This window comes from Vibrio qingdaonensis (genome assembly GCF_026191675.1).
Lineage (GTDB): Bacteria > Pseudomonadota > Gammaproteobacteria > Enterobacterales > Vibrionaceae > Vibrio > Vibrio qingdaonensis.
Map to the genome: position 1 here is coordinate 24,974 of NZ_JAKRRY010000019.1, position 14,898 is coordinate 39,871.

The window sequence follows — 14,898 nt, forward strand, 5'->3', positions numbered from 1 at the left end:
CTTTCAAAGACCATCATTACGCATTGGTGAATTCATCAACCCAATAGGTAACACTCATGACAACAATTACACCCGCGTTTCAAGACGCTGTTCATGACAGTCAGTACTGTTTTAGGCTGCTACTCAAAGCCATGTCCGAACCAGGGAAACGCGTCACGTTAGATAAGAGCCAAGGCTTTGGTGACATGCAGGCCGCAACGGCACAAATTCTCTTGAGCTTAGCGGATAATGCAACGTCTGTATGGCTATCTCCTGCGCTTCAGAGCGATAAAGCGGTACTCGATAATGTGCGCTTTCATAGTGGTGCGCCAGTTGTCGCGACGCAAAATGAAGCGGACTTTGCAGTAATAGCAGAAAGGGATCTTATATCGTGCAGCAGTCAGTGGTTCGCGTTTAATCAGGGCAATGAGGAGTACCCTGATCAGGCAACGACCGTGATTGTGGAGCTTGACTCATTAACCTCTGGCCAGCGTATTTCGTTATCGGGTCCGGGTATCGAGGCGCGATGTGACGCCTATATTGGCGACGTACCAAGCGAATTCGTCAATTTCCTGACCTCGCGTCAAGAGTTGACTGACTTTCCATTAGGTATCGATTTGATACTGGTTCATCAACAAGATGTATTGTGCTTGCCACGCACGACTAGCGTTGAGGTGTCTTCATGTATGTAGCAGTAAAGGGCGGCGAAAAAGCGATTCAACGTGCCCATCAACTTCAAGCGAAAAAGCGTCGTGGTTGCTTAGATCTTCCTGAGTTAAGTGTCGCACAAGTGAGTGAACAATTATCAGGCTCGGTAGACCGTGTGATGACCGAGGGTGGTATTTACGATCGTGAACTGGCTGCGTTAGCAATAAAGCAGGCCAATGGTGATTTGGTTGAAGCCATCTTCTTGCTCCGAGCGTATCGCACAACCTTGCCACGTCTTGTGGTATCAGAGCCAGTTAATACTAGTGATATGCGAATAGAGCGACGTATTTCAGCCACTTATAAAGACTTACCTGGTGGTCAGATCCTGGGTCCCACGTATGACTACACGCACCGACTACTGGATTTTAGCTTACTCGCAGAAGGAGAGACGCCTCGTATAGACGCGGAGCCGTGTGCGCCAAGTGAACCTTGTCCGCAAGTCATGGGAATCCTGGAACATCTCGACATGATGAAAGTAGAGCGTGACAACGAACAGGTGCCAGAAGATATCACCATGATTCCGGTGAATTACCCCTGTGATCGCTCTGCACGACTGCAGAATTTGGTGCGAGGCGATGAAGGTTTTTTGTTGGCGCTGAGTTATTCAACGCAGCGTGGCTACGGGCGTAACCATCCGTTTGCTGGAGAAATTCGCACCGGTATGGCGACACTATCACTTAACCCAGAAGAGCTTGGGTTTACGGTTGATATTGGTGAAATTGAATTAACAGAATGTCAGATGATCAATGGCTTTGTTGGCAGCAAAACAGAGAAAGCGAAGCTCACTCGTGGTTATGGGCTGACATTTGGCGCAACCGAACGCAAAGCCATGTCGATGGCGCTGGTGGATCGTTCACTTCAAGCGCCGGAATACGATGAAGAAGTCGCAAGTCCTGCACAAGATGAAGAGTTTGTTTTGTCTCATTCCGACAACGTAGAGGCAGCGGGTTTTGTCTCTCATCTTAAATTGCCCCATTACGTTGACTTCCAAGCGGAGCTAGAGCTGCTTCGTAAAATGCACAAAGAACATGATGCCCTGATGCAGGAGAACCAGTCATGAGCGAAACACAGACAATGTCATCAGCACCAGTGAGTCATGCTCAAGGGGTGACGGGGTATAACTATGGCTATCTTGATGAGCAGACGAAGCGAATGATTCGCCGTGCGCTACTAAAAGCCGTCGCGGTGCCAGGTTACCAAGTGCCATTTGGTGGTCGAGAAATGCCAATGCCTTATGGATGGGGCACGGGTGGTGTACAAATCACTGCTGCGATCATTGGTGAGGCTGACACATTAAAAGTGATTGACCAAGGTGCCGATGACACCACGAATGCGGTTTCTATTCGAGAATTTTTTAAATCGGTTGCGGATGCGAAGACCACGGAAAGCACCCGTGAAGCATCCATCATCCAAACCAGACACCGTATTCCAGAAGTGGCGTTGCAAGCTGATCAAATATTAGTTTATCAAGTGCCTATTCCAGAGCCGTTGCGATTTATTGAACCACGAGAAACGGAAACGCGAAAAATGCATGCTCTGCAAGAGTATGGCGTGATGCACGTCAAGCTGTATGAAGATATTGCGCGTTTTGGTCATATTGCTACCGCGTATGCGTACCCTGTCCGAGTGAATGATCGCTACATTATGGATCCGTCGCCAATTCCCAAATTTGATAACCCCAAAATGGACAACATGCCAGCACTGCAACTATTTGGTGCCGGACGTGAGAAGCGCATTTATGCCATTCCGCCTTTTACTAAGGTGCGAAGTCTAGACTTTGACGATCATCCTTTCGAGATTCAAAAGTGGGATGACCCTTGCGCTATTTGCGGTGCAACGCACACCTTCCTCGATGAAGTGGTGCTGGATGATAAAGGTAATCACATGTTCGTTTGTTCCGACACGGATTACTGTCGCGACCAAGTGGCTGAAAATGACAAGACACAATTACAAGAAGGTGTGGCATGAATAACGTATGGAATGACCAGTCAGAGTGCGCGCTAGCTCAGGCGCAACCCGTCGACGCCGAAGCGCCGCTGTTGTCGGTACGACACTTAACGAAATTATACGCACCCGGCAAAGGCTTTAGTGATGTGTCTTTTGATATTTATCCGGGAGAAGTCCTGGGTATCGTGGGTGAGTCTGGGTCCGGTAAGAGTACGTTATTGAAATCATTATCTGGTCGTCAATCGCCAGACAGTGGTTCTGTCTTATACGTTCGAGGGAAGGGTGACGCTCAAGTGGCTCAACTTGAGGACTTGTATGCCATGGCCGAAAGTCAGCGACGTCACTTACTTCGCACTGAATGGGGAGTCGTTCACCAGCACCCAATGGATGGGTTGCGTTCTCGCGTTTCTGCGGGAGGCAATATTGGCGAGCGCCTTATGGCGGTCGGAGATCGTCACTATGGCAATATTCGTGAAGCGTCGAGTAAGTGGTTAACGGATGTCGAGATCCCGCTTGATCGTATTGATGATATGCCAACCACGTTTTCAGGCGGTATGCAGCAAAGATTGCAGATCGCGCGCAATCTAGTTACGCATCCTAAGTTGATCTTTATGGATGAGCCCACTGGAGGGCTGGATGTTTCTGTACAAGCGAAGCTATTGGATCTGCTGCGTCGATTAGTGACAGAGCTTGATCTTGCGGTGGTGATTGTGACTCATGATCTTGCGGTTGCCCGTTTGCTGGCTCACCGGTTGATGGTGATGCGTCGTAGTGAAGTCGTCGAAAGTGGACTCACAGATCAAGTGCTTGATGATCCACAGCATCCTTACACTCAACTTCTTGTCTCATCTGTGCTGCAGAACTAAGGAACCTCATAATGAATGCTAAATTAGCCAATGTTCGATTGCAGGTATCGAATGTCAGCAAAACTTTTGTTTTACATAACCAGGAGAGTGTTGAGCTCCCCGTTCTTTCCCATGCTAGTTTCTCCGTCACTGAAGGGGAGTGTGTGGTACTCAATGGTCGCTCTGGTTCCGGTAAATCGACATTACTGCGGGCTCTGTACGGCAATTATTTGGTGGATAATGGTGACATTGAAGTTGAACATCAGGGCGATTGGGTGAACCTTGCAACGGCGAAACCAAGAGAAATACTCAATGTGCGTAAACATACGATTGGTTGGGTGAGTCAGTTCTTACGTGTGATTCCACGTATCAGTGCATTAGAAGTTGTGATGCAGCCAATGATTGAAATGGGGGGCTGTCGTGAACAAGCGAAGGCCAAAGCTCAATCGCTCTTAACTCGATTGAATGTGCCGGAGCATCTTTGGACTCTAGCCCCTGCAACGTTCTCTGGTGGAGAGCAACAGCGGGTGAATATTGCCCGTGGATTTATCGTGGATTATCCCATTTTACTATTGGATGAGCCGACGGCCTCATTGGATGCGACGAACAGCGCTGTTGTCGTTAACCTGATTAAAGAAGCAAAAGCTCGTGGGGCAGCCGTGGTGGGTATATTCCACGATGAGCTCACTCGTGATGAGGTCGCTGATAGGCTTTATGACGTTAAAAAAGGAGCGTCGCAAGCGTCATCAGATTCATCTTCCCTATCCATTTCAGCGTGCGCGTAACGGAGAACAATGCATGATTATCACCAATGTAAATCTAGTATTAGAAAATGAAGTGGTTAAGGGCTCTCTAGAGATGAGAGAGGGGAAAATTGTCAGTATGTCGGATTCTCCTAGCCAAATTCCTGGCGCTTACGATGGAGAAGGTGGCGATTTGATGCCTGGCTTTATTGAGCTGCATACTGACAACTTAGAAAAATATTTTACGCCTCGCCCTAAAGTAGATTGGCCACCATTTTCAGCAATGAGCGCACACGACACACAATTGATTGGATCGGGAATTACGACTGTACTCGATGCGGTAGCATTGGGGGACTTTCGTGAAGAGAAACGTCAAGCGAATCTCGACTTATTCATTAATACCGTTGTTGAGAGTCAGAAGCGAGGCTTAACGCGCGCTGAACATCGTTTGCACCTGCGTTGTGAAGTCCCTCATGAGACAACGGTTGGGATGTTTGAGCGCTTTATTGATTTACCAGAAGTTCAACTCGTTTCTTTAATGGATCATGCTCCTGGACAGCGTCAATTCGTGAATGTTGAGAAATACCGGACTTACTATCAAGGTAAGTACAACATGAGTGATAGTGAGATGGCTGCGTTCGAAAAAATGCAGATTGAGTTGTCGCAACGTTGGTCAAAACAAAATCGTGATGAGATTTGCCGTCAATGTCGTGAGCATAATACGCCGATGGCGAGTCATGATGATGCCACGACCGAGCACGTACTTGAGTCAAAAGCGCTCGGTATGGCTATTGCGGAATTCCCTACGTCAGTTGAAGCGGCAAGAAAGTCTCATGAACTTGGTCTTAAGGTGTTAATGGGCGCACCGAATGTGGTTCGTGGCGGCTCGCACTCGGGCAATGTGGCAGCACATGAACTCGCTGCCCAAGGTGTACTCGACATTCTCTCTTCAGACTATTACCCAATGAGTCTCCTTGAAGCGATTTACACACTTGCAGCGGATGAACGTAATGCGCTGACATTGCCGCAGGCGGTGAAATTGGCTACGAAGAATCCGGCCCAAGCGCTTAACCTTAATGATCGAGGCATCATTGATGAAGGTAAACGTGCTGACTTGGTCTTAGCGCGTCAAGTTGACGGCCATCCTTTGGTGGCGCGTGTTTGGCGCCAAGGTAAGAAGGTCTTCTAATTGATGTCATATGAGATGATGCCAGAGAAGGGGGATGTGAGTGCTCGCTTACTTTCCTCTTCTTTAAATACCAAAGTGTATTACGTCATTGGTCCATCTGGATCAGGAAAAGATACGCTGATAGATGCGATTCGCGCTCAGTTTGCTGATGAAATCGTCGTTGCCCATCGTTATATTACGCGACCTGCTGACGCGGGAGGAGAAAATCATGTAGCCCTCAGTCATGAGGAGTTTGCAAGCCGGAAAGCCAACGGCTTATTTGCATTGCACTGGCAAGCTCATGGGCTGTGTTATGGCGTTGGTGTGGAAATCAATACCTGGCTTGAGCAAGGGCTCTCTGTTGTGGTCAATGGTTCTCGGGCCCAGTTAGAACAAGCGAGAAGGGTGTTCTCTGGTCAGTTAATACCCGTTGTTATTGAGGTTGAAGCGTCTATTTTAAGGCAGCGTCTTACGGCTAGAGCAAGAGAGAATAATGTACAAATTGAGCAGCGATTGCAACGCGCTAACGCGTATAGCGTGGCGGGTATAGAAGGGAGCTGGGTGATTGATAATAGCGGGTCTGTTTGTGCCAGTGTGATGCAGTTTCAGGTTAAGCGTCAACAATTGGAGGTGGACTTAGACCTAGCCACGCTAGCGCAATGAAGTTAACGATGTTGGGGACGGGCAATAGCGCCATGATGCCAGTATATGGCTGTTCGTGTGAAGCGTGTAGATTAGCAAGTGTAGACTTGCGATTAAAACGAGAAAAAACATCGGCGTATATTGAGCATAACGGACACACTCTACTCTTGGACGCGAACGCCCCTGATTTACTGACTCGTTTCCCAGCGGGAACGATCAACGCCATATTGGTGACACACTACCATATGGATCATGTGCACAGTTTGTTTGATCTGCGGTGGGGAGTAGGCGAGCCTATTCCGGTTATCTCTCCAGATGATCCGAGCGGGTGCGATGATCTTTACAAGCATTCAGGATTGTTGGATTTTTCCCAACGCGCAACGCCGTTTCAAGCGTTTACGTGGAAAGGCATTACGGTGACGCCCCTACCTCTGACGCATTCAAAATTATGTGTAGGCTATGCGTTTGAATGGGATGGACAGTGCTTGGCATACTTGACCGATACCAATGGGTTACCTGCCAAGACCAAGGCATGGCTCTTAGCTCGGCATGTACGGTGGATTATTACTGACTGCAATTACCCGCCGATAGAATGCGAAGAAACGCGCCTTGTTCAAAATCATAACGACATACATCAAGTCGTGCAGATAGTAGAGGAGTGCCAACCAGATCATTTAGGGTTGGTTCACGTGAGTCACGATACTATCAATTGGCTTAATCATCACCAGCACACGCTGCCCCATACCATCCAACTACTAAACGATGGTCAGGAGATAACATTATGAGTCAACCACAATCAACGGCACTGTCCGCAGCGCCGAGCGTCTCACCATGCGTAAAATACCATCAAACAGAGTTAGGTTACTGGACCGAAGTGTCGGAGCGCTGCGTGCTTAATAACGTGGTGTTGGGCGACTACAGTTATATTCAAAACGACTGTAACCTGATGTTTACTGAGGTAGGCAAGTTCACGTCCATTGCTGCCAATGTGCGAATCAATCCGAGCAATCATCCATGGTGGCGTCCTACCTTACACCATTTTACTTACCGTCCAGGTAAGTATGGGTTGGGCGAGAATCCGACAACACTTGATGACGAAGTGTTTGCATGGCGCGAAGAGGACAAAGTCACCATTGGCCATGACGTGTGGATTGGTCATGGTGCGATTGTTTTGCCGGGTGTTACTGTGGGTAATGGTGCCATTATTGGCGCGGGTAGTGTGGTAACAAAGGATGTGCCAGCCTATTCGATTGTCGTTGGGAATCCGGCGCGAGTACTACGAGATCGTTTTGATGATCCAAGTTACGCTCCACGTTTAGAAGCGTTGGCTTGGTGGAGTTGGAGTGAAGAAAAAATCGCCTTAGCATTGCCTATTTTTCAGAAGGATTGTGGAGAGTTTTTGGCTCATTTTGAAAATAGGCAGTAAGGCGAGAATACAACAGCGCTGACAACGACGTGCGCCATGGGATTATGGGGTCGGTAGGTGTCTGCGTTGTTTTACTTAACTAGTCCCATAACGCGTCCGCGACGATCTCATCTTCAATATCTTCTTGAACCGCATCAGCAACAATTTCATCGGCAAGATAATTATCACAATCAATCTCGTCATACGCGCCTGATATGACACCTGCGGTTGCCCCAATCGCGGCGCCAGCACTAGCATTTCCTGCGACAGCCCCAACAACACCGCCTACAACAGCGCCTTCTACTGCATCTGTGATTTCATTGCCACCATCACATGGATGATAGGCACTTGCGCTTGCTGCGAATAGAGTCGTGAGTAAGATGGATTTTTGCATTTGATTTACCTATATAAAACCATAATAAATAATTGATAAATGGCCCTTCCTTTGGCGAGAGCCTACTCTACCTAGGTTCTGTCAGAGTGAGAAAATACAAACTATTTGTATTATGAATAGATGATAGGGACGCATTTTTTGCAAGTGCCGTGGCAATGAAATGGGAAATATGTGCGACGAAAAGTGGGGGTTCACAAAAAAGCCAAGCTTTACGTGATGCAAAACTTGGCTAGGTATTGTGAGTTGTCAATGGGTGTCGAGCAACTGGGAGCGGAATTATGGCATTTCTTGTGATTTACCGTAATCATTTGGCTGCGAGGATGCGTATTTTTTCTGGCTGAATTCCCGCAATCGCTGCAATGCAATAAAGAATACTGGAACAAGGACACAGCCAATCACTGTCGCTGCTAGCATACCGCCAAAACTGGCGATGCCTAGCGCATTACGACTGGCCGATCCCGCACCACTGGCGATGACTAAAGGGAGAACCCCTAAAATGAATGAAAAAGCGGTCATCATCACCGCGCGGATACGCAGAGCGATGGCCTGTTTTGCTGCTTCCATAATTGATAGTTCATTTTTCTCTCTTAGCGTTTTTGCAAATTCTACGATAAGAATTGCGTTGCGACTCGCCATGCCGATAAGTAGTACCAAGCCGACTTGAGTATAGAGATTAATTGAGCCGCCAGTGGCAAATACCAAACCTAATGCACCAATTAATCCTGTAGGGACACATAAAATAATGGCTAAAGGAATAAGCCAGCTTTCATATTGCGCCACCAAAAACAAATAGGTGAACAATAATGCCAGCGCGAAGAGGTATGGTGCGGCATCGCCAGCGGCCAGCTCTTGGTAAGTCATCCCTGTCCATTCAAAAGCATAGCCAGATGGAAGCGTACTTACCGCGAGGCGTTCCATTTCTTCGATGGCTTGCCCTGAGCTGTAACCGGGCGCTGGAATGGCAAGCACTTGTGCGGTGTTATACAAATTATATCGTGCGGTATTGTCTGAGCCGACGAGCGGTTGATAGCGAGCGAAGGTGGCCAGAGAGACCATTTTCCCGCTGGTCGATCTGACGTAGAGACGACTTAAATCTTGCTCATTGCGACGAAATTCCTGCTCTGCCAACAAATTCACTTGGTAGTTTTTACCGTATTTTGTGAAATCATTGACGTATAAGTTACCCATCATGGCAGATAGAGTAAGGTTAACCTCTTGTAGATCGACGCCTAGCGCGAGAGCTTTGGCTCTATCAATATCTAGGTACAATTGTGGGACATTGGCGCTGTATGTAGTAAACGCCATAGCAATCTTTTCAGACTGATTCAGTGCCTGTAAATACCCATTCAGAGCCGGTGCCATCTCTTCAACCGGACGGCCATTGAGGTCTTCTAGCTGTAACGTTAACCCCCCAGCGTTGCCTAACCCTGGGATGGCCGGCATAGAAAATGCCATACCTGAAATGTCATGGTTACTGTCTAATAGGTTTTGTGCTTGAGCGACCAAAGCAAATTCGCTTTGCTCCGGCTCGGTGCGCTCATTCCAGTTATCTAGAACGACAATCATCATGCCTGAGTTTGGTGATGCTGCCCCTTTTAATAGTGAATAACCTTTCGCCGCAATCACATGCTTAACACCACTAAACGACGAAATATCGCTGACCAGTTGGTCGACAATAATATCGGTTCTATCAAGTGCCGCCGCTTCTGGAAGATTGACATCAATAATGAATGAGCCCTGATCTTCTGCTGGAATGAAATCGCTTGGTGTTAGTGAAGCAAAAGTAGCGATGCCAGCTAAAATAGCTGCGAAGAAACAGGCTGAAAGCAGGAGCCGACGGCCTAAGAAGTTGACTGAGCTGACATACCCGCGGGTAATGTTGGCAACGATGGTATTAAAAGCGGCCAATACCCCGCGTTGTTTCTTTTCCTCGTGTTTAAGCATGACGGCACATAATGCTGGAGTGAGGGTTAATGCAACAATAGTGGAAATAATGGTAGAAACAGAGATGGTCACACCAAATTGCTGATACATCTGGCCGACCATGCCCGGAGCAATAGAGACTGGACCAAATACAGCAAGTAAAACCAATGCGGAAGCAATGAGCGGCGCTGTGACTTCCTTCATGGCTTTGGAGGTCGCCGATTTTGCATCAAGATGCTCTTCTTCCATGAGGCGTTCGACATTTTCAATCACCACAATGGCAGCATCGACCACCACACCAATGGCAAGGATTAAACCAAACATAGAAATGGTGTTGATATCAATGCCCATGGCAGCCATCACGACAAATGTGCCAATTAAAGAGACAGGGATTGCGATAGCTGGAATAATGGTGGCACGCCAGCTTTGTAAGAATAAAAAGGTGACGGCGACAACAAGAAGTACCGCAATATAGAGCGTTTCGAATACCTCATCCATTGACACTTTTATGAAGGTCGTCGAGTCATAAGAGACATCGTATGCCATGCCTTGCGGAAAGCGCTCACTGAGCCCAATCATTGTTTTTCGGACATCTTCAGCGACTTGTACCGCGTTCGCGCCAGGCGCTTGGTAGATGGCTAAAATTGGACTCTCGTTGCCAGCATAGGTGGCGATAGCAGAATATTGTTCCGCACCAAGTTCAACTCGAGCCACGTCTTTTAGATAAACAAAGCTGCCATCGTTATTGGACGCCAAAATAATGTTTTCAAATTCACTCGTATCAAGAAGGCGACCTTTTGTTTGAATAGTGTATTGAAAAACTTGCTTTCCAGCGGTGGGTCTTTCGCCAAGTTTACCTGCAGCAACGGTGGTATTTTGCGCTGAAATCGCGTCGGCAATTTGTGGAGCTGTAATAGCGCGAGCAGCCATTTTTTCTGGATTTAGCCAAACTCGCATCGAGTAGTTTTGCTCTCCGATGACTTGTACCTTACCGACGCCCTCAACGCGCAATAGAGCATCTTTGATATTGAGCGAGGCGTAGTTAGAGAGATAAAGGTTATCGAATTTTCCCTCGGGCGAATATGGGTTGATTGTCATCAAGATAGAGTTGGCGACTTTCTCGACGGTGACGCCTTGCTGTTTTACTTCTTCAGGCAGCTTTGCCATGGCTTTGTTGACTCGGTTTTGAACTAAAACCTGAGCTTTATCTGGGTCGGTTCCGATATCGAATGTGACATACGCTAAGTAGGTATTATCGTTATTGGATTTAGACTCAAGGTAGATCATCCCCTCTACGCCATTGATTTCTTGCTCGACCACGCTGGCGACGGTATCACGAATAGTATTGTGATCCGCACCGGGATAGACGGCATACACTTCGATAGAAGGAGGAACGATATTCGGAAATTGGGAAACCGGCATTTTCATGAGCGTGAGCAAGCCAGCGATGGTCATGACAATTGACAAAACGATCGCAAATTTTGGTCGATTAATAAAAAATTCAGCCATGATGCTACCCTCTCTGATTCACATCGACTTCCATGCCTAACGTGATGCTCTGTAGTCCCTCTACAATGACATGCTCACCGGCGGATATTCCAGATTCAACCAGCCAGTTGTCACGAACTCGTTCACTAACCAGGACATATTTGGCCTCGACGATACTGCGATCATTCACGACTAGAACATAGCGACCTTGTTGGTCTTCCTGAATCGCGGATTGAGGAATTAAGATAGCCGAGGTTGGCTGACTATCGATACTCGTTACTGTGACAAATTGACCTGGGATCAGCAAATTATCCGGGTTGGGAAATTTGACTCTAAAGCGTATCGAACCATTTAGGCTATCCATATGATTATCGATAAAATTTGACTCGCCTTGATGGTCATACTGCGCGCCATTGGCGAGCTGAAGGGTAAAGTTTGGGGTGGAAAGCTCCCCTTTATTGATCAGCTGTTCTTGTAAGTTATTGACGTGTTGTTTCTCATCTAATTGAATATTAACGTACACCGAATCAAAGCTTACAATTTGGGTTAGAGCCTGGTTGTCTGGACCTACTAATGCGCCAGAACTAAACTTACTCGCACCAATGATGCCGTCAAATGGCGCTTTTATTTTGGTATAGGAGAGTTCGAGATTGGCACGTGAGAGTGCAGCTTTTGCGGCGTCGATTTGAGCAAGAGAAGAGGTGCGTTCAGCGGTGAGCTGATCTAATTCTAAAGAGGAAAGAGCTTGCTTTTTGACGAGGGCGATGGCTTTTTGGTGCTTTTGGTCGATGATATTAAAATCAGCGGTGGTTTCTTTTAGCGCGGCTTCTAGGCGTAATATCTCAATTTCAAACAATGCCGGATCAATTTCATATAGTAGGTCTCCCTTATTGACTCGTTCTCCTTCGGTAAAGTGACGTGATTTTAAGTAACCCGAGACTCGAGGAACAATGTCCACTTTATGGATGGCTGCGGTTTTTCCAATAAACCGTTCTTGATGGTAGTAAGGTTGCTCTGTAATCGTGAGTACATTTACCGATAAAGTGGCGTCTGGGATGGTTTCGGTTTTGGGTTGGCAGGCTGCTAATACCAAGGGAAGTAAGCAGACTGTGAGCTTATTGGATTGGCGCATAAGGACCTCTGATATAAGGAAGAGAGTGTCTTATGTTATTTTTGATCTTCCAATACTTCGAGTTAGTTATCATTCGATTTTCGTATAGATTGGTTTTATAGTTTTGGTGTCGTGATTGTTTCCTTACTGGTCGGTATTCATTTACATCGCCCTGCTTTACTCGAAGGCGTGGTTTGAAAAAATATGCTTGATGCGTTCAATGATAAATGAGTGTACTTCGGTTATCGGTTGGTTTTTTTGCCAGATAACATCGTATTGAACCTGTAATTGAGTTTGTACAAACTCTGGACGGATTGAAACGATATCATGGATCGGTTGTTGATTTAATCGATGTAAAAAGCCCCAGCCTAATTCAGCGCGAATCAGAGAAAGAAAATTATGGTAGCCGTTACTTTCCAGTATTGAGGAGGACATTTTTGCGCTTTCACGCAATACGGCAGGGCTGCGTGTCGAGGGGCTAATTATCTGAGTGTGCGCCATCAGATCGTCGTTGCTAATGGTGCGCTGCTTCGCTAAAGGGTGCGATTGAGCACAAACGATGTCAATCATGCAGTTACCTATCGCCCGAAATTCGTAAAATTGACTATTGCCTTCTAAGGTCGGTGTAATCGCTAGATCAATACGTTGTTCACGAACCCGTTGAAGAATCTCTTCTGGGGTCAGAGATAGTATGGTTAGCGTTAGGTGGGGCCAGTTTTTTTGCAGAGTTTTTAGTAATGATAGGAATGGCTGAAGCGCCAACTCTTCATCAATGGCTATCATCATTGTCGCAGGGATACCAATGGAGAGTTGCTGGGCGTTACGCTGGAATCGCTCGATGCTCTCAACGGCCACTTTTGCTCCATCGTATAGGTTTCGGCCCGCTTCAGTAAGTTGCGGGTATTTTCCTTCTCGGTCAAAAAGCATCACGCCTAAATCATCTTCAAGCTTGGCGACATTACCGCTGACCGTCGTCAGATGCTTGCCCAGTACACGCGCGGCGGCACTGAAGGACCCACAATCGGCAGAGGCAATAAAAGATTTGAGTAAATCCGGTTTAATCATGATGCGACTCGCTATTTCTACCCTATGATTAATTCATAGGAAGCCTAGTAACTACTAATGAAAATAATATAGATAATAGACGGACTTTCAACCAGTACCTTGCAACATGAAGGAGTACATTATGAAAAAATCCATGAAAACGATCGCTGTGGTTGCCTCATTAGCCGCCTCGATTGGACTTGCCTTTGCCGACAATGCTTTGGCTAATAATGACCATGCGAGCGCTTCCCCATCGAATCAGGTACCAGTGACCATTGATACTTGGCAGCAACAGCGTCATGTTGGCCAAGCAATGATGCCTACGTTTTACCCAAATATGATTGCGGTTAATGCGCAGGATGTGTTTAAAGTGGATCATCAAAAACGTGACTATCATTTACATGAGATTCCTTCGGTTGCTCGCTTATTGAATCACCCTGCGACAGGCAGTATTGTTGTGATGACGGCTAACGGCGACGTGTTACTAGAGCAATACCGTAATGGCCATGATCGTTCGACGACGTTTTCAGACCAATCCGCGACTAAGTCAATAGGTTACATACTACTCAATAAAGCGATTGCTGACGGAAAAATTAAGCTCACAGACAAAGTAGAGAAATACATTCCTTCCATCGGCTCAGGGTTTAGAGGCCGAACCGTAGGGGATGTGGCGGCGATGAATGTGAATCATTCTGTGGCTGAGCTGGCAGCGTATAAGGGTGACCCCAAAGCGCTCGCGAACTTTGACAAAGATGAGCGTGTGATCGGTATGCAGCGTAACGATGAGCGCTTGGAATTGCGTGATTGGATTGAGTCGATAGAGAAGATGGGGCAAAGCAATCAGTGGCAAGGCGACATGGCAAACTATGCCACCATTAATACCAGTGTACTTGGCTGGTTGGTTGAGTCGGCTACGGGCGTAGGGCTTGATCAGCAAATTCGTGACTTGTTTCACGAGGTTGGGGGAGAAAATACCGTCTTTATGGGTACCGATTTTGCTGGAACGCCTGTGATTGGTGCGTCGATGATGTCTTCAACCATTGATTTTGCGCGTTATGGGCGCTTACTGATTAGTGACAAGCAGCAAGTTATTCAGGATATGAAAGTGGCAAACAAAGAGGGTGAGCCAGTACCTGCAGAGTTGACGCATATCGAAAGTCGCTACTATAAATCGGCGATTATGAATGAGTATGGCCTTGGGCATAGTGGTTGGGCGGGTCAATTGATTTGGGCGGACCCTGAGTCAGGCATTATCGTGGCGATTAACAGCATGATTCAGTCTGAGTTACCTGCGCCGTACGATCACTTCAACAAAGAATATGAAGCGGTATTTGACGTGGTGAAATACATGAGGGCTCAGGCTCAACAGTGAACTGATTATAGTAGTGAGTTGGCGATTGTAGTGGATTAGCTATAGTCGTGGACTGGCTATATTGAAGGCGTGAAATTCAGCGCCGCAAAAAGTGCTCAACATCAGATAATGTTGAGCACTTTTTTATGA

Annotated in this window: 14 protein-coding genes; 10 read left to right on the forward strand and 4 right to left on the reverse strand. The window is 47.0% G+C overall.

The genetic code is table 11. From position 1 onward, the window contains the following. Window positions 1-56 precede the first annotated feature (56 nt). From phnH to MD535_RS14325, 9 genes are read left to right on the forward strand one after another with little or no spacing between them, the layout of a single operon-like run. Window positions 57-671, forward strand: coding sequence for a phosphonate C-P lyase system protein PhnH (gene phnH, locus MD535_RS14285; RefSeq protein WP_265675699.1), 615 nt, complete (start codon window positions 57-59; stop codon window positions 669-671). Further along, complete coding sequence (locus MD535_RS14290; protein ID WP_265675700.1) at window positions 662-1,747, forward strand: carbon-phosphorus lyase complex subunit PhnI; 1,086 nt, start codon at window positions 662-664, stop codon at window positions 1,745-1,747. Before phnH ends, MD535_RS14290 begins: the two co-directional genes overlap by 10 nt. Beyond that, a complete protein-coding gene (locus tag MD535_RS14295) occupies window positions 1,744-2,655 on the forward strand; it encodes an alpha-D-ribose 1-methylphosphonate 5-phosphate C-P-lyase PhnJ (RefSeq protein ID WP_265675701.1) in 912 nt (303 codons plus the stop codon). Before MD535_RS14290 ends, MD535_RS14295 begins: the two co-directional genes overlap by 4 nt. Continuing rightward, a complete protein-coding gene (phnK, locus tag MD535_RS14300) occupies window positions 2,652-3,500 on the forward strand; it encodes a phosphonate C-P lyase system protein PhnK (protein WP_265675702.1) in 849 nt (282 codons plus the stop codon). Before MD535_RS14295 ends, phnK begins: the two co-directional genes overlap by 4 nt. Before the next feature lie 11 nt (window positions 3,501-3,511). Next, the gene (gene phnL, locus MD535_RS14305; protein ID WP_265675703.1) at window positions 3,512-4,264 is read left to right on the forward strand and encodes a phosphonate C-P lyase system protein PhnL; all 753 of its coding nucleotides are present in this window, start codon (window positions 3,512-3,514) and stop codon (window positions 4,262-4,264) included. 13 nt (window positions 4,265-4,277) lie between these two features. Then, entirely contained in the window at window positions 4,278-5,411 is a 1,134-nt protein-coding gene (phnM, locus tag MD535_RS14310; protein ID WP_265675704.1) for an alpha-D-ribose 1-methylphosphonate 5-triphosphate diphosphatase, read from the forward strand. Window positions 5,412-5,414: 3 nt separating this feature from the next. Next, window positions 5,415-6,053, forward strand: a complete 639-nt coding sequence (phnN, locus tag MD535_RS14315; protein WP_265675762.1) for a ribose 1,5-bisphosphokinase — start codon at window positions 5,415-5,417, stop codon at window positions 6,051-6,053. Beyond that, entirely contained in the window at window positions 6,050-6,817 is a 768-nt protein-coding gene (gene phnP / locus MD535_RS14320; protein WP_265675705.1) for a phosphonate metabolism protein PhnP, read from the forward strand. Before phnN ends, phnP begins: the two co-directional genes overlap by 4 nt. After that, window positions 6,814-7,458, forward strand: coding sequence for a DapH/DapD/GlmU-related protein (locus tag MD535_RS14325; RefSeq protein ID WP_265675706.1), 645 nt, complete (start codon window positions 6,814-6,816; stop codon window positions 7,456-7,458). The genes phnP and MD535_RS14325 overlap by 4 nt, the downstream gene beginning before the upstream one ends. 79 nt (window positions 7,459-7,537) lie before the next feature. Here the strand turns inward: MD535_RS14325 and MD535_RS14330 are convergent, their stop codons facing one another. The 4 genes from MD535_RS14330 to MD535_RS14345 form a co-directional block, all read right to left on the reverse strand. Further along, a complete protein-coding gene (locus MD535_RS14330; RefSeq protein ID WP_265675707.1) occupies window positions 7,538-7,831 on the reverse strand; it encodes a glycine zipper family protein in 294 nt (97 codons plus the stop codon). 276 nt (window positions 7,832-8,107) lie between these two features. Then, entirely contained in the window at window positions 8,108-11,263 is a 3,156-nt protein-coding gene (locus MD535_RS14335) for an efflux RND transporter permease subunit (protein WP_265675708.1), read from the reverse strand. A 4-nt stretch (window positions 11,264-11,267) separates the two neighbouring features. Then, complete coding sequence (locus MD535_RS14340; RefSeq protein ID WP_265675709.1) at window positions 11,268-12,374, reverse strand: efflux RND transporter periplasmic adaptor subunit; 1,107 nt, start codon at window positions 12,372-12,374, stop codon at window positions 11,268-11,270. A gap of 156 nt (window positions 12,375-12,530) precedes the next feature. Then, window positions 12,531-13,418, reverse strand: a complete 888-nt coding sequence (locus MD535_RS14345; RefSeq protein WP_265675710.1) for a LysR family transcriptional regulator — start codon at window positions 13,416-13,418, stop codon at window positions 12,531-12,533. Window positions 13,419-13,539: 121 nt separating this feature from the next. Between MD535_RS14345 and MD535_RS14350 the strand changes: the two genes are divergently transcribed. After that, on the forward strand, window positions 13,540-14,769 hold the full coding sequence (locus tag MD535_RS14350) for a serine hydrolase domain-containing protein (RefSeq protein ID WP_265675711.1): 1,230 nt from the start codon (window positions 13,540-13,542) through the stop codon (window positions 14,767-14,769). The last annotated feature ends 129 nt before the right edge of the window (window positions 14,770-14,898 follow it).